Source organism: Phycisphaera sp. (assembly GCA_025916675.1).
Lineage (GTDB): Bacteria > Planctomycetota > Phycisphaerae > Phycisphaerales > UBA1924 > JAHCJI01.
Window position 1 is genome coordinate 2940695 of sequence record CP098402.1, and the last position, 20736, is coordinate 2961430.

The 20736-nt window shown below is 66.4% G+C and carries 19 protein-coding genes; 9 read left to right on the forward strand and 10 right to left on the reverse strand.

Annotated elements, in window-relative coordinates; genetic code table 11:
• The first annotated feature begins 117 nt into the window (after positions 1–117).
• Positions 118–2382, forward strand: a complete 2265-nt coding sequence (locus tag NCW75_12475) for a hypothetical protein (protein ID UYV12105.1) — start codon at positions 118–120, stop codon at positions 2380–2382.
• Positions 2379–2867, forward strand: a complete 489-nt coding sequence (locus NCW75_12480) for a hypothetical protein (protein UYV12106.1) — start codon at positions 2379–2381, stop codon at positions 2865–2867. The genes NCW75_12475 and NCW75_12480 overlap by 4 nt, the downstream gene beginning before the upstream one ends.
• A gap of 89 nt (positions 2868–2956) precedes the next feature.
• On the opposite strand, the gene NCW75_12485 is transcribed toward NCW75_12480, so the two are convergent.
• On the reverse strand, positions 2957–4351 hold the full coding sequence (locus NCW75_12485; GenBank protein ID UYV12107.1) for a hypothetical protein: 1395 nt from the start codon (positions 4349–4351) through the stop codon (positions 2957–2959).
• 814 nt (positions 4352–5165) lie between these two features.
• Between NCW75_12485 and NCW75_12490 the strand changes: the two genes are divergently transcribed.
• The 4 genes from NCW75_12490 to NCW75_12505 all read left to right on the forward strand — a co-directional run bounded on the left by NCW75_12490 (position 5166) and on the right by NCW75_12505 (position 9910).
• Positions 5166–6443, forward strand: a complete 1278-nt coding sequence (locus tag NCW75_12490) for an aminoacetone oxidase family FAD-binding enzyme (GenBank protein ID UYV12108.1) — start codon at positions 5166–5168, stop codon at positions 6441–6443.
• Positions 6444–6486: 43 nt separating this feature from the next.
• Positions 6487–7668, forward strand: a complete 1182-nt coding sequence (locus tag NCW75_12495) for a HEAT repeat domain-containing protein (protein ID UYV12109.1) — start codon at positions 6487–6489, stop codon at positions 7666–7668.
• A gap of 123 nt (positions 7669–7791) precedes the next feature.
• Complete coding sequence (locus tag NCW75_12500) at positions 7792–8841, forward strand: YHYH protein (protein ID UYV12110.1); 1050 nt, start codon at positions 7792–7794, stop codon at positions 8839–8841.
• An 82-nt stretch (positions 8842–8923) separates the two neighbouring features.
• Positions 8924–9910: a DUF1731 domain-containing protein gene (locus tag NCW75_12505; GenBank protein ID UYV12111.1), complete on the forward strand. Its 987-nt coding sequence runs from the start codon at positions 8924–8926 to the stop codon at positions 9908–9910.
• Here the strand turns inward: NCW75_12505 and NCW75_12510 are convergent.
• A complete protein-coding gene (locus NCW75_12510; GenBank protein UYV12112.1) occupies positions 9870–10286 on the reverse strand; it encodes a VOC family protein in 417 nt (138 codons plus the stop codon). The two genes, NCW75_12505 and NCW75_12510, sit on opposite strands and share 41 nt — an antisense overlap.
• A gap of 115 nt (positions 10287–10401) precedes the next feature.
• Here NCW75_12510 and NCW75_12515 point away from each other — a divergent pair, with 115 nt between their 5' ends.
• The 3 genes from NCW75_12515 (at position 10402) to NCW75_12525 (ending at position 12415) form a co-directional block, all read left to right on the forward strand.
• On the forward strand, positions 10402–10803 hold the full coding sequence (locus NCW75_12515) for a heme-binding protein (protein ID UYV12113.1): 402 nt from the start codon (positions 10402–10404) through the stop codon (positions 10801–10803).
• 78 nt (positions 10804–10881) lie between these two features.
• On the forward strand, positions 10882–11928 hold the full coding sequence (gene rsgA, locus NCW75_12520; GenBank protein UYV12114.1) for a ribosome small subunit-dependent GTPase A: 1047 nt from the start codon (positions 10882–10884) through the stop codon (positions 11926–11928).
• A 10-nt stretch (positions 11929–11938) separates the two neighbouring features.
• Positions 11939–12415 carry a DinB family protein gene (locus NCW75_12525; GenBank protein ID UYV12115.1) on the forward strand — a complete coding sequence of 159 codons (477 nt, stop codon included), beginning with the start codon at positions 11939–11941 and terminating at the stop codon, positions 12413–12415.
• A 2-nt stretch (positions 12416–12417) separates the two neighbouring features.
• Here NCW75_12525 and NCW75_12530 read toward each other — a convergent pair whose 3' ends face one another.
• The 8 genes from NCW75_12530 to NCW75_12565 form a co-directional block, all read right to left on the reverse strand.
• Positions 12418–14100 carry a DUF885 domain-containing protein gene (locus NCW75_12530; GenBank protein UYV12116.1) on the reverse strand — a complete coding sequence of 561 codons (1683 nt, stop codon included), beginning with the start codon at positions 14098–14100 and terminating at the stop codon, positions 12418–12420.
• A gap of 160 nt (positions 14101–14260) precedes the next feature.
• The gene (locus NCW75_12535; protein UYV12117.1) at positions 14261–14641 is read right to left on the reverse strand and encodes a hypothetical protein; all 381 of its coding nucleotides are present in this window, start codon (positions 14639–14641) and stop codon (positions 14261–14263) included.
• Between the two features lie 433 nt (positions 14642–15074).
• Complete coding sequence (locus NCW75_12540) at positions 15075–15602, reverse strand: hypothetical protein (protein ID UYV12118.1); 528 nt, start codon at positions 15600–15602, stop codon at positions 15075–15077.
• A 27-nt stretch (positions 15603–15629) separates the two neighbouring features.
• Positions 15630–16403: a succinate dehydrogenase/fumarate reductase iron-sulfur subunit gene (locus NCW75_12545; protein UYV12119.1), complete on the reverse strand. Its 774-nt coding sequence runs from the start codon at positions 16401–16403 to the stop codon at positions 15630–15632.
• A 33-nt stretch (positions 16404–16436) separates the two neighbouring features.
• On the reverse strand, positions 16437–18254 hold the full coding sequence (locus NCW75_12550; protein UYV12120.1) for a fumarate reductase/succinate dehydrogenase flavoprotein subunit: 1818 nt from the start codon (positions 18252–18254) through the stop codon (positions 16437–16439).
• Positions 18254–19075, reverse strand: coding sequence for a hypothetical protein (locus tag NCW75_12555; GenBank protein ID UYV12121.1), 822 nt, complete (start codon positions 19073–19075; stop codon positions 18254–18256). The genes NCW75_12550 and NCW75_12555 overlap by 1 nt, the downstream gene beginning before the upstream one ends.
• 433 nt (positions 19076–19508) lie before the next feature.
• Positions 19509–19952 (reverse strand): SRPBCC domain-containing protein, encoded by a 444-nt coding sequence (locus NCW75_12560; protein UYV12122.1) that lies wholly within the window; start codon positions 19950–19952, stop codon positions 19509–19511.
• A 27-nt stretch (positions 19953–19979) separates the two neighbouring features.
• The gene (locus NCW75_12565) at positions 19980–20246 is read right to left on the reverse strand and encodes a hypothetical protein (protein ID UYV12123.1); all 267 of its coding nucleotides are present in this window, start codon (positions 20244–20246) and stop codon (positions 19980–19982) included.
• Between the last annotated feature and the right edge of the window lie 490 nt (positions 20247–20736).

Below are 20736 nucleotides of genomic sequence, written 5' to 3' on the forward strand. Positions count from 1 at the left end.
GCTCGATGAGCGGACGATACCAACCAATGCGCCTCGCTCCGCTCCGAACCGCCAGCGGGCCGCTATCTTTCGCATGGATTCCCTGACTCCCCATTCGTGAGGTGCCCCGCAGGACCCATGGCCGACCCCAGCCGTCCCAGCCCATCGTTAGAACGCCTGAGCGACCTGGGGCGCTCCGAGGGCCTGCGCAAGGCCCGGCTGCTGCCGGCGGGCCTGAAAGCTCTCGCGCTGGGCGAGGCCCTCCCCTGGCTCGAGGGGGCCGATCGCCAGCGGGCGGCCGCATGGCTCATCCGGAGGGCCAGCAAGGGTGAGGGGCCCGTAGGCATCGCGGCCCTGACCGCCCGGGGAGGCCAGCTCGTCTTTGGTGGCCAGGGCGTGCCCGCGGGGCAGGAGGCGGTCTTCCAGCTCACCCGGCACTGGCAGGCCGTGCCCGAGGGCCTCCGTGAGGCCGCCCTGGACGTCGGCCCAGCCGGCCGCTGGGTGCGGGCCATCGAGCGGGCCGCGGGCATGAACGACCCGCGGGCGAGGGCCTCGGCCGCCGAGATCGCCGGACTGATCGGCGGGCGGATGGGCTCCTTAGCCGCCCTGCGGTTGGTAGCCCCCATGCTGGCCGACGAGGACCGCGGCGTGGCCCAGGCCGCCGAGCGAGCCCTGGTGCGAGCAACCGGCCGGGCGGCCGAGTTGGGCGTGGCCAGCCCCGAACTCGAAGCCGACGGGGAAATGTACGATCCAGCAACCGTTGAGGGTGTCGAGGAGGTCATCGCCCACGCGGTGATCCACTTCGACGAGCACCGGCGCTTCGGCGTGCTGCTGGCGGCGTTGGCGTTGCTGACCGAGGCGGGCGCGTCGGCCGGCCGGCGGGGCATCGGCACCCCGCTCTCGAACTGGCTGGCCCAGAAGCCCACCGCGGCCCACGGCGCGCTCAGGACCGTTCTCAGGAAGGCCGACCTTGGCCTGGCCCGCCAGCGGTCGCTGTCGTGGATCGTGATGGACCACCTGGCCCAGGCCGCCGGTGATCGCCTGAGCCGGGCTAACACGCCGGCGGAGCATGAGGCTGTGCTTGAGCGGGCGTACCTCAACCGCCGTCGATTGCGGGCCAGCCGGGTCGCGTCGCTGCACGCGCGGCCCAAGATCCGCCAGACCGCCAGCCAGCTTTCCGACGATGCCGATGGAAACCCGCCACTCGACTGGCCCGAGGCCTGCCCGGTGCCCAATGAAGCGACCATCGAACGCCTCGACGCCCCCGCCCGCGCGGGGCTGGCCGAGTGGCTGGCGGCCTTGCAGATCGACCGCATGACCCGCGCCCGGGTGCTGGCGTCGCGTTTGAACGACGACGACCCGCGCGTGCGTTTGTCGTTGGTGCGCTTCGCGCCGCCCACGCTGATCGAAGACCTGGCGTACGACCCCGATGGCGCCGTCGCGCGTTCGGCCGTGCTGGCCATGAGCCGCCTGGGCGAACCGCTCGAGGCCGTGCCCGCGGCGAACCAGCCCGTCGAGGCCTGGATGGCCGCGCTCGACCGGCACCCCGACGAGGCCGTGCGGCTGATCGGCCGGCAGGAGCTCGGCCGCGCCGGCGTGGGCCAGGCGGGGCCCCTGGCCGCGTGCTCGGCCCGGGCCGCGATGAAGCGCACCGACCCGAAGGCCACGTGGTTGATCGAGGCCATCGAGGTGGGCGAGCCGGCCGACCGCATCAACGCCATCGCCATGGTCCGCCGCCTCGGGCTGCCCGCGAGCCACCACGCCGTGCGCGATGCGCTGCTGGCCGCCGTCATGGCCGCCGGGCCCGCGGGCGGGCTTGCAGAGGACGACGACCGCCAGCGCGTGGCCGCCACGGCGTTGCGGGCGCTGTCGATCTCGCCGGGCCGCGAGGTGAGCAAGGCGCTGGAGGCCGCGTGCCAGTACCCCGCGGCGCGCGTGCGCGCCAACGCGGTCGAGGCGCTCGACGACCGCCGCCGCCGCGGGCTCATCGAGACGCCCGGCGAGCGGTTCATCGAATTGACCGCCGACACGCACCAGCGCGTGCGGGCCAACGCCGTGCGCGCCGGGCTGGTTGGTGTCGAGAGCAAGCCCGCCATCGGCACCAGGCAGGCGTGCGAGACCGCGCTGCGCGGCATGCTGGGCGATGAGCGGCCGGCCCACCGCGTGTCGGGCCTGTGGGTCGCCGGCCGCGTGCTGCGGCGTGGGCCCGAGCTCTCGCTGGGCCGCCGGTGGACCGAGCTGGCAGCCGTCATCGCCGACATGGCGCGGCACGACAGCGACGCGACCGCCCGGGCGCGCGCTACCGCGTGCATGGGCAGCCTGGAAGCCGAGGCCCGCCAACGCTGGCGGCGTGGGTCGGCCAAGCCCCAGCCCGCCAAGCGTCAGAAGGGAGCCGTAGCGTGAAGAAGTGCGTTGTGCTCGCGGCGCTGCTGCTGCTGGCCTCCCGCGTCTTGGCGCAGGAGGGGGTCGACATCGGCCCGGTCGAGATCTTCAACCCCGGCGCGCCCACGGGCGACGCCCCCGCCGCCGAAGCCGCCAGCACCACGGGGTGGGCCGACCACCTCACCCCGGCCGTCCAACTGGGCCTGACCATGGTGGCCATCGGCGTGCCCATGCTGGTCGTGGTGCTCGGCCGCCTGTGGCGCCGCCTGCCCGAGGGCGAGCGGGCGTTCATCCTGCTCAGCGTGGCGATGGGCCGTGGCCGCGGCTTCCGCGCCCGCCTGCGATCGCTGGCCGCCTCGGGCAAGGAGCACGACCGCCCGATCTCGCCGATCGCGATGCTGCTGGCCCCCCGCGCCTTCGACGCCGCCCTGGATCGCGCCACCCGGGCCGAACGCGCCTTCGGCGTGCCCCAGCGGCACGCGGTGCATGGGTTCAGGAAGGGGTGAGGAGGGGATTGGGATTAGGGATTAGGCAATGGGGCGGAGGCGGACGGTTAAGGCCATTCTGGTCCCAATGCCTATTGCCCAATGCCTTCTTACCCACACCCCGCGTCGAACGCCGTCTGGAACGCCAGGAAGTCGAAGATCGTGAACTCGCCGTCGCCGTCGAGGTCGGCCTCGCTCCGCCCCGCGTCGAAGGCGTTGAAGAAGGCCAGGAAGTCGAAGATGGTCAGCTCGCCATCGGCGTCGAGGTCGGCCGGGCATGGGTTGCAAGAGAGGTCGAATAGGTACGCCGCGCCGTCCGCGTCGCCGCTCGATGTTACCTCGTCCAGCGAGGCGACCAGCGCGAGCCCGCCGTCGATGACCATATCGAAGCCAAAGTTGCCCGTGCGGTCCAGTGGGTTGGGCACCAGCCGCCGCACTTCGCGCCAGGTGCCGTCGGCCCGTTGCTCGAACTGGAACACGGCCCCGCGGCCCTCGGGCGCGAGCCTGAAGTCGGCCCGCCCCAGCATCACCCCGCCATCGACCAACACTCGCCACCCGAAGCCATCGTTGCGCCTCGCGTCGTTCAGGGTGATCCGCTGGTCGAGCACCCACGCCTCGCCGTCGAACCAGTACGCGAAGATGCCACCCTGCGATCGATGCTCGGGCGCGTATGCCGGCACGCCAACCAGCAGCGACCGCCCGTTGTAGGCGATGTCGGTGCCGAAGCGGCCAAAGAAGTCGGCCATCACCTTCTGGAAGAACGTGAACGTGCCGTCGCCCTCGCGCTGGTAGATGAAGACCGAACCGCCGCCCGCCGTGATCGTGTCGTCGTCGGGGGCCGCGACGAACAGCCAGTCGTCGTCCATCACCATGCGGCGGCCGTAGTCCCACGCGAAGGCCTCCGGCCCGGGCGACAGGGTCTGCACGTGCGCCCACTCGCCAGCCACTAGCCGGTACGCGTACACGGCGTCGGGCCGGGTCACCTGGTTCCACACGATCATGCTGTCACCGTGCAGCACAACCCGCTTGCCGAAGTCGGCCTGCACCTCAGCGGGCGGCTCGATTCGGGCGGTCTCGACCCACCGCGTGCCGTCGAAGCCATAATCGTAGAGCAAGCCACGCAGCGGCACGCCCCCCGGCACGGTGTGCTTGGGCGCGCCGATGATCAGTCTGTTGCCATAAGCGGCCATGCCATAGCCATAATTGTCCCCCAGGCCGATGTCTGGCGGCACGAGCGTCTGGGTGAACTCAAGTTGACCATCGACGAGTTCATACACATGCACGGCCCCGGTCGAGCAGGCGAACGTTGAGCCCGGGCACAGCGTCTGAGCAGCGGCATCGGCGACGAACCAATACTGGTCGTTCGTGGCCACCATGGAACCAAACTTCTCCGGTGGCGTGCCGACTGGTGGCTCTATGCGTTGGGGCACGCAGGGATCCTGGGCGTGGGTCAAGCCCGAGGCGATGGCACACAGCAACCACGACGCGATGATGGCGTGCTTCATGCCCAACTATTCCGTCTCACGGCCGACTTGGTTGCAGGCACAGCGTCGCAGACATGCACGACCTGGCGCTGTACAGCGATTGCTACAATGCCGGCAACCCGCGGGCCGACACCGACGCGGACGAGGTGGTCGACGCGATCGACATGCTGAACGATCTGGACGCCTACGACAGGGCGACCGGGCCGTAAGCGACTCGGACATGGTGAACCACCCCCACGGGCCCGCCAACACGGGCCCTTCTCATGCCCCTGAGAGCCCCTCGCGGCCCCCGCGTTCGATGCTTCTCGGGCGTTGGTCCGCGTGCCCACGCGGCTCGGCGACACCCCCCGCGGAGCACACCCCCTGCGGAGCAGCTCGGCCCGTGGATAACACGAACACGCGGGAACCCGGCCTTGCGGGCCGGCTTTTCGAGAATCCGGACGTTGTGAGATCGCGGGGGAACTCTTGGAATTGGAATTCCAACGGTTACCGCGACAATTTGAACGGCTGCCACGACAATTTCAGCCGTTCCTCTTCGAAGGGGAATCGCTCCCCTTCGAAGGAACACCGTTGCCGATCGGATTCCAGCCGCTGAAATTGCAATTCCAGCGGTTGCCAATGGAATTTGAGGCGCTGCCAATGCAATTTGAACGGTTCCCCCTCGAAGGGGAATCATTGCCCATCGATGGGGAGCCGTTCGGGATCGATCCCGAGCCGTTCGCGATCGATGCAACCCCCCCAGGAGCGATGATGGACCGTTCCGGAGCGGGGCCGATCCGGCTGGGGCCAGGCGGGCGTTTCCGGACCCGCCCGGCGGGCCTCTACGCTTGTCGCCGTGAACAGCCCAGGCCCAGCAACGATCCCCACCACCCCCACGATCGCCATCGTCGGTGCCGGCGCGGCGGGGCTGATGGCCGCCATCTCGGCGGGGCGGGCGGTGCGCGATCGGGGTGGCAAAAACCGCATCGTCCTGCTCGATGGCGCCAACAAGATCGGCGTCAAGATCCTCGTCGCCGGCGGGGGGCGGTGCAACGTGACGCACCACGCCGTCGACGAGAAGCAGTACGCCGGCACGTCGCGGAACACGATCCGCAAGGTGCTCCGCGCGTTCGGCGTCCAGGACACGGTCGCGTTTTTCGAGGAGTTGGGCGTCACGCTCAAGCGCGAGGGCACTGGCAAGCTCTTCCCCACCACCGACAAGGCGCAGACCGTGCTCGGCGCGCTGCTGGGCGAGGTCGAGCGGCTGGGTGTCGAACTGGTCCACCCCTGGCGCGTTCGCGAGGTCGAGCGCGTTGATGGCGGCTTCGTCTTGTCTCGCGCCAACTCGACCGAGACGATGCGCACCGATCGCCTCGTGCTGTGCAGCGGGGGCATGGCACTCCCGCGCAGCGGCTCGGACGGTGGCGGGTACACCATCGCGCGGGCGTTGGGGCACACGATCACCGAGCGTGTGTTCCCGGCGCTGGTGCCGCTCGTTGTCGGGCCAGAGTCGGCCTGGCTCACCGAGCTCAGCGGCGTGAGCTGCCGGGCGGGCGTCGAGGTGCGCTCGAGCACCGGCAAGCGGCTCGCACGGTTCGAGAACGATTTGCTGTGTACGCACTTCGGCCTGAGCGGGCCGGGGCCGATGGACGCGTCGCGCTACCTGACCGCCGCACGGCACGAGGATCGCAGCGCGACGCTGTTCATCTGCTGGATCGATGAGCCATTCGAGACCATCGACGCCGCGCTGCAAGGGCTTGGCCAGCGCACTCCACTCGCGTTTGTTCGCGAGCACCTGCCCGAGCGCCTTGCTTGTGCGTTATGTGTGCGAGCAGGCGTCGATCCCGCATGCCTTGGTAACCAACTTCCGCGCGAGCCGCGCCGCCAGTTGGCGCACCTGCTGGCGGGTACGCCGATTGAGGTCTCGGGCGATCGCGGCTTCACGCACGCCGAGGTGACCGCCGGGGGCGTGCCGCTCGGCGAGATCAACCCCGCGACGATGGCCAGCCGGGCGAGCGAGAATGTATGGCTGGCGGGCGAGATCCTGGATGTCGACGGGCGGATCGGGGGGTTCAACTTCCAATGGGCGTGGGCGAGCGGGCATGTCGCGGGGCGGAGCGCGGCGGGTGAGTGATCTGCTGGTATGCTTCGGTTCACACCGAAGGGGAGGACCGAGCATGGGCATCGACAAGGCGTGGATCGAGAAAATCATGGACGGCCTGCGTGCGGTGCCCGCGCCGTTGAAGAATGAGAAGCATGGCGAGGCGTTCCACGCCGTCTTGGGCGATCTCCAGGAAGAGGCGCCCGAGGACGATTCGATTCCGACGATGGCCGCGGACGCGACCGAGGAGATCGTGCGTGTGATCGACGCGACGGTGGGCACAAAGAAGGCCGGCAACGTGGCGCACGACATCCTGTTCGGGATGAAGCTGCTCGCGCTCCTGGGCGAGCGTGCGGGCGTTGACTGCATCATCCGAGCCGCCCGCGCCGGCTTCGAGGCCGACAACTGGTTCTGGACGATCGTGTTTGGGCCATTCGGGCAGGGCCACCGCGAGGCGGATCGCCTGTTTGGCGAGCTGGCCGAACCGTTGCCCGAGGAATTCGTCGGCGTCGCGTTGCTCGACGCGGCGAACGAGGCCTGCCGGGAGGGCAACGCCGAGCGTCACCCGTTCGATTCGGACGCGGGCGTCGCGCGTCTGCGTGAGTATCTCACTGGCGAGACAGAGAGCTACGCGCACAGCGCGTGCGGGGCCCTTGCGTTCATCCAACACGCCGAACGCGACGCGTTGCTCGAGCTTGCGCAGCAGCACGCCGACGACGGCGTGCGCATCGAGGCCGCGTGGATGCTGGCCAAGCTCGACCGGCAGGAGGGCTTCGACGCCATCGCCCGGGCATGCCTGGACCCGAATCGGGCCACGCAGGCGATGCACTACCTCGAGGAGCTGGGGCGTGAAGACCTGGTACCGCCGCCCGCACGCGAGCCCGACTTTGTCGCCCTGGCGGAGATGTGCAACTGGCTTAGCCACCCCAGCGAGTTCGGCGAATCGCCCGATGCCATCGAGTTGCTCGACAAGCGGACGATCTATTGGCCGCCCACCGGCGACACGCGCGAGATGCGCATCTTCAAGTATCGCTACGAGCCCAACGGCGACTGGCGAGAGGAGCCCGAGGAGGGCGTGGGCCTGGTTGGTTCGACCACGTTCGCGCTGTTCGGCGAGACCGAGCCCAGCATGGACCCCAAGGACATCTACGGCCGGCACTGCTGCTGGGAGTTGCGGATGGAAGAGGACGAGCGCGCGCCCGAGGATGGCGAGAACGACGCCGAACTGGGCTGGCGGCTCATCGAGACGGGTGGCTAATCGATCGATTTTTCGCTCTCGTGTCACAAACCTCCTTGGCGGCGCAATAGACCGGCGTCGGCGGCGTTGGATGGGCGTGGTCGGCGGCTCGTTCGAGCACCCAGCCATCCAAGGAGAACACACATGCCCGCAAACACTCCGGTGCGCACGATGGCGGTGATCGTGCTGGCCGCCGGCCTCGCGCAGGCCCACCCCGACCATGACCAACCCGAGCAGAACCAGCAGCAGGGCCGCCAACCCCGGCAGATGGAAGCCGTCGATCTGCCCGCGCCCGAGGTCACCATCACCATCCAGGGCGAGCACCGGGTGATCCGATCCAACGGCCTGCCGACGCACGAGACCGGCGCGTTTCCGAATGATGGCAATCCGAACGCGATGCGTGCCCAAACCCACGAGTACCGCGTGCCGCTGAACCCGCAGATCACCGAGCAACCCACCCCCGCCCGGCCCGAGTTCGGCATCGGCGTCAATGGCGTGATCTTCGACTCGGGCACGGGCGAGTTCTGGACGGCCGACAACCCGCAGGCCTTCGGCGGCGGCTCGGAGTGGAACTACGACGCGCTGGGCGGCGGCGTGCCGTTCGGCATCGACATGAACCACGCCCACGTGCAACCCACGGGCAAGTACCACTACCACGGCGTGCCGACGGGCTTGCTCGAAGAACTCGCGAGCCAGGATCACGAGCATTATGGGGATCACGGGCACAGCCACACCGTCGATGAGCGGATGATCCAGATCGGCTGGGCGTTCGACGGCTTCCCGATCTACGGGCCCTACGGCTATCGCGATGCGAGTGACGCGGGCTCCGAAATCCGCAAGCTGCGGTCGAGCTACAAGCTCAAGGAGGGCAACCGCCCCGAGCCGCCGGATGGGCCGGGCGAGGCGTACGACGGCACGTTCGGCGCCGACTACGAGTACGTCGAGGGCCACGGCGATCTGGACGAGTGCAACGGCCGCTTCGGCGTGACGCCCGAGTTCCCCGAGGGCACGTACTACTACGTTGTCACCGAGGCGTTCCCCAGCATCCCCCGCATGTGGCGCGGCACGCCCGACGCCTCGATACAACGCCGGGGCGGGCCGCCCCCCGGTGGCGAGAACGGCCAGCGGCCGCGCGGCCCACGCCAGGGCGAACGCGGGCAGCGCCCGCCGAGGGGCCAGCGCCCCGGCGGTTGACGAGCATCCCCCAGCACCGACTGCTTGAGCGGCCCCGAGCATCCACGCTTGGGGCCGCGTTCGTTCGCTATCCTCCCCCAACATGGATCGAGGGAACACAAACGGCCAGGTCGTGATCGCCGGTGGCAGCGGCTTCATCGGCACGTCTCTAGCGCATCACCTTTCGGCGATGGGTACATCAGTGGTTGTGCTCTCGCGCAGCAGGCTAAGGGTCGATGGACCGTGGCGGCATGCCCAATGGGATGCACGCACGCTGGGCGAATGGGCGAAGGAACTCGACGGCGCAAGCGGCCTGGTGAATCTCGTCGGCCGCACGGTCGATTGCATCAAGACGCCAGACCACCGCGACGAGATCCTGCGGTCGAGGGTGGAGGCGACCACTGTGCTGGGCCGGGCCGTCCGCTCGGTGAACACGCCGCCGCCGGTGTGGGTGCAGATGAGCACGGCCCACATCTACGGCGACCCGCCCTCGGTAGTCTGTGATGAAGAATCACCATTTGGCTTGGGCCTCGCCCCGCTCGTGGGCCGGGCGTGGGAAGAGGCCTTCCACGCCAGTGCGCTCGCCGAGCAGAAGAAGGTCGTCCTCCGCACCAGCTTCGTCGTCGGCCGCGATCGAGGGGCTGGCGGCGGCGCGCTCGCGCGGCTCCGGTTCTTAGCCAGGCTTGGCCTTGGTGGTCGTGTCGGCTCGGGCACGCAGGGCATGAGCTGGATCCACGAGGCCGACATGAACGCCCTGTTCGAGCGGGCGCTGACCAACGCCGAGATGGCCGGCACCTACATCGCCTCGGCTCCGAACCCGGTATCCCAGGTCGAGTTCATGCGCACCCTGCGAAAGCGGATCGGCATGCCCGTCGGGCTCCCCGCCTTCGCGTGGATGGTGCGACTCGGTGCGCCGCTCGTCATGAAGACCGATCCCGAGCTCGCGTTGTATGGGCGATACGTTGTCTCCCGCCGGCTGGCCGAGGAGGGCTTTGAGTTCCGGTTTCCCGATCTCGAACCCGCTCTTGCCGACCTTCTGGCGAACGGGGCTATTTCTCAAACAGCCTCGAGCGATCCGCGAACGCCTTGAATTCCAGCGCGTTGCCCGAGGGATCGCGGAAGAACATGGTCGCCTGCTCGCCCGGCTGGCCCTCGAAGCGGACGTAGGGCTCGATCACGAATTCGACGCCGGCGGCGCGTAACTTGTCGGCCAGCGAGCGCCACTCGGGCATGCCCAGCACGACACCGAAGTGGGGCACCGGAACATCGTGGCCGTCCACCGCATTGGTCGGCGCCGGGTCTTCCACCTTCTCTGACAAGTGCGCCACGATCTGGTGGCCGAAGAGATCAAAGTCGATCCAGTGGTCGCTGCTGCGTCCCTCCGGGCAGCCGAGCAAGCCGCCGTAGAACGTTCGGGTCTCTTCGAGGTCTGTCACGGGGAAGGCGAGGTGGAAGGGGTTGGGCATGGCGCAATGGTATTCCCCGACGACCACGCACGAACACGGCCAACACGAGCACCACGAGGCGGACGAGTGCGCCGTATAGCATGCCAACCAACATCCAACGGAGGAGGTGAACGCTATGAGCATCACATTGGAACAAGCACAGAACGTCGTCGAGGCCGCGCTCGCGGAATCGAAGAAGATCGATACGAAAATGAACGTCGCCGTGGTCGATGCGGGCATGAACCTCGTCGCGTTCGCGCGACAGGACGGCGCTTGGCTTGGCTCGATCGACATCGCGATGAAGAAGGCCCGCACGGCCCGCGGCTTCGACATGGACTCGGGCGAGATCGGCAAGCTCAGCCAGCCGGGCGGCGCCCTCTACAACATCGAGCACTCCAACGGCGGGCTCATCAGCTTCCCCGGCGGCGTGCCTCTGAAGGACGCCAGTGGAACGATCGTCGGGGCCATCGGCGTCTCAGGCAGTTCCGTGGAGAACGACCACACTGTCGCCGCAGCCGGCGCGAAAGCGATAGGCTAACGAGCCGACCCGAGACGCCGGCACTAGACTTCGAGCGATGCTCCGGACCTGTTCGATGCTCGCTCGAGGTGCCCCGGCATGACCCCCCCAGCACTCCGATCCCTCGGCTGGAACCCGTTCTTCGAGGCCCAGCTCTCGGAATTCGAGCTTGACTCGATCGTCTTGGCCCGCGTCTCGGCCCATCACAGCAGCCAGGTCGAACTGCTCGGAGAGAACGGCGAGTTCCGCCTGCCCGTGCAATCTGCCGATGCCGACGGCCGGGTCGCGGTGGGCGACTGGCTCGTGCTCAACGCCGCAGGCGACCGCACGATCAAGCGGCTCGAACGCCAGACGCTGCTCTCGCGGAAGGCTGCGGGCGAGGAGGCCAAGCCGCAGGTCATCGCCGCGAACATCAACACCGTGTTCGTCGTGAGCTCGTGCAACGAGGACTTCAACTTATCGCGCCTCGAGCGGTACCTGGCGATGGTGCTTCAAGCAGGGGCGACGCCGGTCGTCGTGCTCACCAAGGCCGACCTGCACGATGATCCCGCGGCGCTCGCCGAGCAAGCCGGGCAGCTCCACCCGGGGCTGGCCGTTGAGATCATGGACGCGCGGACCCCCGAGCAGGCCGATGCTCTCAAGAGATGGTGTGGGCCGGGCCAGTCGGTCGCGCTGCTGGGCTCTTCGGGCGTGGGCAAATCGACCCTGGCCAACGCCTTGGGCGCGGGCGATCTGGCCACCGGCGGCATCCGCGAGAAGGACGGCAAGGGGCGGCACACGACCACTTCCCGCTCGCTGCACCTGCTGCCATCGGGCGGCGTGCTCGTCGATAACCCCGGCGTGCGTGAGTTCCAACTGCGAGACTGCGACGACGGTGTCGCCGACCTGTTCGAGGACGTCGCGGCCATCATCGCGGATTGCAAGTTCAGCGATTGCCGGCACGAGGGCGAGCCCGGCTGCGCCGTCCGGGCCGCCATCGAAGCCGGCGAGCTCGACGAACGCCGCTTTACCAGCTACCTGAAACTCCAGGAAGAGCAAGCACGCAACGCCCGCACCCTGGCCGAGCGGCACGAACGCGAGCGTAAGAAGACCAAGATGATCAAGTCGGCCGTTTCGCGAAAGCGACGCGGTCGTGATGACTGGTGAGAGGCGACCCATGACCGACCAATCCGCTGAACTTGCAACCGCCTGGGACACCAACTGTGCGATCAACCGCGTGATCCTCGACGCGGTATCGGATGGAGGGCTGCACTGCACGCTGTCCACACGCGGCGGCCGGGGCGTATCGGGTGAGTTCGCCCATATGCACAACATCCGGCTCGCGCACCTTGAGAAGCGTGCGAAGGACCTCGCATCGGGCGTGGTCAAGCTCGATGCCTCTTCCAAGCCTTCTCGCGCCACGCTCCGCAAGGCATTCAAGCAGTCTGATGCCGCGATCCGTTCGCTGCTCATCGGCGTACTCAACGAGGAGGCCAAACGCCGCGGCTTCAAGCGCGGCATCTACACGACCCTGAGCTACTTCATCGCGCACGAGGCCCACCACCGTGGCCGCATCCTGCTCACACTCAAGGTCAGCAAGCACACGCTCGACAAGGACACGCAGATGAAGATCTGGGCCTGGGACCAAATCTAAATTCAGCCGGCAAAGCGCCAGGACGGCTCGAAATCCCGCTCAATCGTCTCGTCGGTCAGGATCGCCCGCAGCACCTCGATCGGGATGGCATGGTGGCGCAGGATCTCGTCGTGAAACTCGCGCTCGGTCATGCCGCCGCTCTCGACGAGCTCCTCGTGTAACGCAAGGATCTGGAGCCCGCCCAGCATGTACGCCGCCTGGTAAAGCGGCGGATAGTCGCCGTTCACCGAGCGTCGCACCTCCGCCGTCGCGTTCTGCCGGACGTGGCCGACGCGATCGACGAGCAGGTCGACCGCCTCGCTCGCGGTGATCTCACCCAGGTGGAACCGCAGGCTGAAGATGATGCGCATGCACCGGTGCATCCGCCAGAACAGCATGCCGACGCGGTCCTCGGGGCCTTCCGGGAAGTCCATATCCCACAGCCTCATCTCCCAATACAGTGCCCAGCCCTCGATCCAGAACGGCGTGCGGAACAGCGACCGATGCGTGCGGTAGCGGGCCAGCATGAAGTTCTGCAAATGATGCCCCGGGATCAGCTCGTGATGCACGACCGCTCGAGAGAAGTGCCGGTTGTTGCCGCGCATGCTGGCCAGCTTGTCGGCGTGCTCCATGGTATCGGTTGGGTATGAAACGATGATGGTCTCGCCGCCGAGGAAGTAAGGGCTCACCTTCTGCCGCGCGGGCGACATCATCGACATCCGCCACGTTTCCTTGCACAGCTCGGGCACGGTGATCAGGCCGTTGTCCTCGATAAAGGCCGTCGCCTCGTGTGCCATCTCGGCGATCATCGCCGGCTGCCGGCCCGGCTCGACGTGCAGCCCGCGGACGTGCTCGAGCGCCGCCTTCCAGTCTTTGCCGAAACCCAGCTCGTCCGAAGCTTGCAGCATCTGGTCGAGGCACCACGCGTACTCCCGCTCGGCGATCTCGATGAGCTCCTCGGGTGTGTACGCGATCACCTCGTGCTCAAGCATCCGTAGCAGCACGTCTCGGCCGACGGGATCGCCGATGACCGGGTCCTCCTCGTCGGTGATGCCCGCAATCTTCTCACGCAGCTTCTTCGAGTGCGCACGCAACGCATCCCTGCACGCCTGGTACGGTTTCTCGCACCACCACGAGAACACCGGGTCGTACCCGTCGTAGAACTGGTACCAGGACGAGAGCGAGCGAATGAGTCGGTCAAGGCTCATCGACGCGCGACGGGCCAGCACGCGATCCCGCTCGGTGTCGGCGTCCTCGAGCGCCTCGGTCGCTTCGCTGATTTCGGCCGACAACCGATCGAGCGTTTCGGCGGCCTGACGTGCGTCGAGCGTTTCCATTCGCCGGTGCGCTTCGAGCATCGGCACGATGTCGGCAACAAACGGCGCGAGCGGCTCGATCTCACGCAGCTTGTCGAGCTCGTACGCCGCCTGATCGATGGCGAACCGCAGGTGCTCCTGGAACAGCATGAAGTCGGCCCGGCCATCGTTCGAGAGCCCATCGAGCTCGACATCGTCGAGCGCGTCGAGCCATTGCTGGTTGAAGCCGCCAAGCCGGTCGATCGCCCCCGGCGACATCGGCGCATCATCGAACCGCCGGAAGCTGCCCAGGTCGGCCCGGTACCGCTCGATCTGACCGGTCATTTCCGGCAGCGTGGGGTCGGGAGCGGCGGCGAGCAGCGCGATGATCGGGATGAGTGTGGATAGCATCGCAGATAATACGGGTATCTGCCCGAGCATTCCCATGCATCGAAGAACAGAGGTATCTCGATCGGCCACGGCAAAACGTCATGAACAACCCCTCGGATACTTCCGAGGGGTTGGCCACGAGTCCGTGGGAACGAGGAACTGCTCGCCGCAGCACGACCGATCAGGCTGCGATCGGATGTTGCGAAGCCGAGGATGCTGGCTTGCTCAGGCTGACGACCGTGAGCACCGCCGCCCCGTTGGCCCAGTAGAACCAGGCGTCGATCCCCGCGAAGCCGAGCACGAATGGAGCGACCACGAACGTGACGCCAACGAGCGCGTCGACAAGGACGTGGAACCAGTAGGGTAAAATGCGCACGACACCCAGCTTGTGGTTCGTGAAGATCGTCAGGATCAACGCGGCAATACCGGTTCCAACACCGAGCCAGAGTGCCGCAGGGTTCGATTCACCCAAGCCAAGAACAAACGGGGCGCCCATGAGCACGAGAGCGACGGGGTAATCGAGCAGGGCGTGGATTTCCTTCGTAACGAATCGGGGGTCCATGTTTGGTTTCCTTCCATGATGGGCCGTGGCGCTACAGCGCCGGAGGCCGCTTCGAGCGGACCACATGCGGTTCGGGCATGACAGCACACTACCGAACGTGATCGACGAGTGGTGCAACGAGTTGGAATAGAGTCATCACGACAACCGAACGGGGCCGAGAAGGTCGGCTCGCACACGCTCAGCTAGATAGCCACTCGACTCAGAAGAGCGTCAAGCCCATGCCATTGAGCGCTGCCTGGGACGAGTCCCGGCGATCGCACCTGGCCGAGTGGGTGATGGGTAGATCGGTTGCCATGTGAACGGGGAATCCTCCGCAGCAGATCGGTTATTCCCGTAAATTGGCATCGTTTTGCGCCACGATATCAGATCCTGTTATCAGCCGTATGAGCCCCTGTCGAGATACACTTAGAGTACGAGCCCTACTCGGCCAGCCCTATCGGAACGGCACCTCGTCATCGAACGATTCGAGGTGGACCGCCGGCTCTTCGGACCCACCAGCCAACCCGTATCGCATGATGATCCGGGCGCACGTGTTCCAACGCAGTTCGGCGTCCTGGTTGTCGGTATCGAAGATGGCCTCGGCAGCCTCGTAGGCCGCCATCGCTTCGACGAGAAACTCGTGGACGGTCCTGGGATCGGCCTTCTCCCGAAGCAGGCCCTTGGCCCAGCGTTCGAGCATCACGCCCTTGTAGTAGAGTTGCGAATACTCATCCGGAAGACGAGAGAGCAGGCCCTCCACGTCTTCCTTCCGCTCGCGCATGCCGGTGCGCTCGCCGCCCATGGTGAACTGGTCGGTGATCGCCAGGATCAGGATCTTGATCGCCGACTCGTTGCTGTCGTCCACCACGAGCACGTCCCGGCAGATGCTCTCGGCACTCCGCGGCTCGTTCAGCAAGCGGTACCGCTCGGCTTTCTGGAGCGCTCTGGGGATCGACTCGGCCTTGATTCGCTTCAGTTCCATCGATGTGCTCCTTGGGAATCTGTCGCGTTAGTCCTTGCGCTCCGCTTTGGGCTTGGCCCGGAAGATCCTGAAGAGCTTCGTGATCGGATCGTAGAACTCGTCGTTCACACGCTCCTTGAGCGGGATGATCGCGTTATCGGTGATCGTGATGTGCTCGGGACACACCTTGGTGCAGCACTTGGTGATGTTGCAATACCCGATGCCGTTGTCGTCCTTGACCTGCTTGAGGCGTTCCTCGACGTCCAGCGGGTGCATCTCGAGCGCCGCCTGGTAGACAAAGTGCCGCGGGCCGCCGAACTCGTCGTGCTTGTGATGGTCACGCAGCACGTGGCACACGTCCTGGCACAGGAAGCACTCGATGCACTTGCGGAACTCCTGCACACGCTCCACGTCGGCCTGCTGCAACCGCCACGTGCCGTCCTCGGCGTCGGGCTTGCGTGGCTTGAACGGCTTGATCTTCCGCTTCACCTCATAGTTCCACGAGACGTCGGTCACGAGATCTCGCACCGAGGGGAACGACCGCATGGGCTCGACCGTGACCGGCTTGGTCATGTCGAGTGTGTCCAGGCGCGTCATGCACATGAGCTTGGGCTTGCCGTTGATCTCCGCCGAGCACGAGCCGCACTTGCCCGCCTTGCAGTTCCAGCGGCAGGCGAGGTCCGAGGCCGACTCGGCCTGGATCTGGTGGACCGCGTCGAGCACCACCATGCCCTCGGTGACGTTCGTCTGGTAGTCCACGAACGAACCGGTCTGATGGTCGCCCCGCCAGACGCTGAATGTCGCTTGCCGGCCCTCGCTCATGACTTCAGTCCTTTCGGCGGAAACGCACGGGGCTCAACCCATTTCCTTGATGATGTCGCTCAGTTCGCTCGTCATGGGCGGGATGGCCCGCCGCTCGACCCTCATCTGGCCGTCCGATCCGCGAGAAACGATGGTGTTGTGCCCGGCATGCCCCTCGTCCTTCTCGGGGTAGTCCTCTCGGAAGTGGGCCCCGCGGCTTTCTTTGCGGTCCATGCCACACCGGGCGACCGCCTCGGACACGACCATGAGATTTTGCAGGTCGAGCGCCGTATGCCAGCCAGGGTTGTACTCGATGTTGCCGGGCACCGAGGCGTTGGCGGCCTTGGCACTCAATGCCGCGATGCCCTCGACCGCCTCGGCCATCTCGCCCTCCTTGCGCACGATGCCGACCTTGTCCTGCATCATGTCTTGGAGTGTGGACTGCACCTCGTAGGGGCTCTCGCCGGTCGATCGCTCCAGCGGCTCCAGTGCGGCACGGCACGCGTCTTGCACCTGCCCCTGGTCAACAGTGGGCGTGGGGTTCGCCTTGGCCCAGTTGACCGCGTGCTCTCCCGCGAGCTTGCCGAACACGACGAGGTCCGACAGCGAATTGCCGCCCAGCCGGTTGGCCCCGTGCAGCCCGGCGGCGACCTCGCCGCAGGCGAACAGCCCCTTAACCGTCGACATCTGGGTCTCGCCGTCGACGTTCACGCCGCCCATGGCGTAGTGGGTGGTCGGGCCGACCTCCATCGCGTCCTTGGTGATGTCCACGCCGGCCAGTTGCTTGAACTGGTGGTACATGCTGGGCAGCTTCTTCTGGATGTGCGCCTCGGCCTTGGGCATCTTCTCCTTGATCCACGCGATGTCGAGGAACACGCCGCCGTGCGGGCTGCCGCGCCCTTCGCGGATCTCGCGCACGATGCACCGGGCAACATGGTCGCGCGTGAGCAGTTCGGGCGGCCGCTGTGCGTCTTTGTCTCCCGTGACGTACCGCCATCCCTCCTCGGGGTCCGATGCGGTCTGGTTCTTATACAGATCCGGGATGTCGTCGAACATGAACCGGCGACCCTCGCTGTTGCGAAGCACGCCGCCCTCGCCGCGAACACCCTCGGTCACCAGGATGCCGCGCACCGACGGCGGCCAGACCATGCCGGTCGGGTGGAACTGGACGAACTCCATGTCCTTGAGCTCGGCACCCGCGCGGTAAGCTAAAGCGTGCCCGTCGCCTGTGTACTCCCACGAATTACTGGTAATCTTATACGCCCGCCCAATGCCGCCGGTCGCCAGCACGATGGCCGGCGACTTCCACACGTGGAAACGTCCCTTCTCTCGGTCGTATCCGACGGCCCCGGCGACGCGGTCGCCATCCATCAGGATCTCGAGCACCGTGCATTCCATGTAAAAGTCGATGCCCTGGTGGATGCCGTGGTCCTGGAGGGTGCGGATCATCTCCAGCCCGGTTCGGTCGCCCACATGGGCAAGCCGGGGGAACTTGTGCCCGCCGAAGTTGCGCTGCAGGATCTTGCCGTCGCGGGTGCGATCGAACAGCGCCCCCCACGACTCGAGCTCGCGCACCCGATCGGCCGCCTGCTGGGCGTGGATCTCGGCCATCCGCCAGTTGTTCAGGTACTGCCCGCCCCGCATCGTGTCCGAAAAATGGACCCGCCAGTTGTCGCGGTCGTCGACGTTGCCCATTGAGGCGGCCATCCCGCCCTCGGCCATCACGGTGTGGGCCTTGCCCAGCAGCGACTTGCAGACCACGCCGACGCTCGCCCCGGTCGAGGCCGCCTCGATGGCCGCCCGGAGCCCGGCGCCGCCGGCCCCGATGATGAGCACCTCGTGCTCGTGGGTGATGCGTTCTGGTGTACCCATCAGAAGATGATCCTCGGGTCGGTGATGTAGCCCATCGAGAGCAGCCGGACATAGAGATCGGTGAACGCCACCCAGAACAGGCTCACCCACGCCCAATACATGTGCCGCTTGTTGAGCGCGCTCACGCAGCCGTAGCACTTGGCCCGGATCGGCCGCTTCGACAGCGAGTTGAGGAACCCGCCGATCTGGTGCCTCGCACAGTGGCAGCCGAATGTGTACCCGCCCAGCAGCAGGGCGTTCAAGATGAGCACAACCGAGCCAACACCAACGCCGAAACGCGTGTCGCCCGAAGCATCGGTAAACCAGAGCGCCTTGAACCCGTCGTAGAGCAGCACCAAAACGAACGCCGCCGCCGGGTAGAACACGTACCGGTGGATGTTCTGCATGATCAGCGGGAACGAGTTCTCGCCCCGGTAGCCCTTGCGCGGCTCGCCGACGCTGCACGAGAGCGGGTCGGCCCAGAACGCCTTGTAGTACGCACCGCGGTAGTAGTAGCACGTGAAGCGCATCAACCCCGGCCCGATCAGGATCAGCATGGCCGGTGAGAACGGGAGGAACGAGGGCCACCAACTCGGAATGCCCCTCGCGATCCAATACGGCTCGCCCTCTGCCCCGTAGAGCAGCGGCGAATAGAACGGCGAGAGGTAGTGCGCCCCGCCGTTGTGCGCGAAGTAATGCTCGCCCTGCAACGCCGCCCACGTCGCGTAGATGATGAACCCGCTGAGAACCAGGAACACGACAAGCGGCTGGATCCACCATTTGTCCCGGCGGGCGGTGCTGCCCATGCCACGCTGGGGGAGGTGGAAGTCGGCTTGAGCCATGCGTTCATCCTCCATGCGGCCAGCATCGGGCGTCGGGAGTGTAGCAAATGGTGGACCGTCCGATCTTACCCCCCGGCCAGCCTAGCCGAGGTCCGTGCGCGAAGATGCACACTGGTTCTCAGAAAGCTTGTAACTTGTTGCCAGAGTTCGAGATCAGGCTACCCAACCCCGCGCGGCTGCCAGAGTTCTGTCTTGTTGCATCCCGTGCTCGCGCCCCACCGAACTTACCACACCCCGACTCTTGGACTACCCGCTCGACGTTCCATCTGCATCTCCACAGCATGATACTGCCAGGCCGACCAGTTGCGCCGAACCGCCTGAATCTGGGAGGTCGCAGTGCTACACACTCTTCGCAGAAGCGACCACTTCACCGTCAAATCAACTGCCGTGGGCATCCGAAGTGTCGCGACAGTTTGCTCACAAGCGGCGTGCTTTATCGGCTCAGGGCGTCGTCCAGCGCTTCCAAAGCGGCGGGCCAGTTGTCCTCGTGCCCCTTGCACGCTTCTTCGGTGCTGAACCCCGAGTGCGAAAGCCGCAGCAGGGTGCCACCCTCTCGGGGGCTCAACTCGACCTCGATCACCGTCTCGTCGCCATAGGTGCCCGGCGCACCGGTCAGCCAGGTCATCTTGACGCGTTCATTCTTGACGAGTTCCAAGAATCGCCCGTAGTGGGCATGCCGCCCCCAATCGTGGCGGTTATAAAAGAAGAACAGGCTCCCTTCCTCCGGCGTCATGATGAGCTCACCCGGCTGGGCGAACCACGTGTCGAAGCCCCTGGTCCACGCGTCGTAGAGCTGCCCGGCACCCGCGGCCATCTGCCGCTCGATAGTCATCGAGAACGGGCGGGACGATACATCGGGTGCAAAAGGCTTGGGCATGTTGACCTCGGTACTCAAAAGGACGGCTCACAAGTGCAACGCTTCGGCGTCGGTGTAGAAGAATAGTCTGCCGCAAGCAGAACACGCACACAAGACCCGCTCGAACCAGAGTCCAACAACGGCCAGCCGACACCATGACGGCACCAGCCTCCACGCTCCTTTGGTGAGACGCTGGGGTTCCAGAAGAAGCACGACATCCCCATCGGCAAGCACCGCCGGACCACGGTTGTCTGCCCGATGATCCCCGGCGGTCAGAGCAATTTCTCGATCGGCATCCTCGGCGGAATCGAGCATGGTCTCTGGCAGCGATCCCACATCATCCGCACGAAGCCGAGCAAGCCCGAACGGCGACCGGGCGTGATCCAACGCGGCTCGGACGAATGCTCTGTCGATACCGGCCCTTCCCTTCGAAGCCGGCGCAACATGGAGAGGTGCCACACTCGGCCGAAAATCCGATCATCACAAAAGGGATCGCGGTTGAGCCCGCACACTCCAACGAATTCCGTGTCGTCGAGACCTCGAAGAGGGCCTCGCCCGGACCGGCGAACCGGTTGAGTCCGGCTTCCCACTCATCGCGCAGGCGAGTGCCGCTGGCGATCAGTTGGTCGAGGCAACGAAGCTCTTGGATGTATTGGACGGAGAACACGGCGGAGCCCCGGATACGAGCAATCGTGCTCGAGCAGAACGCTCAAGCCCCAAGAACTTGCTCCGGCTGTTCTTGCCGATCCGAATTGGGGATGACAGAACTCCGGTTGAACTCTTTGCTTCTCAAATAGGATCCGGA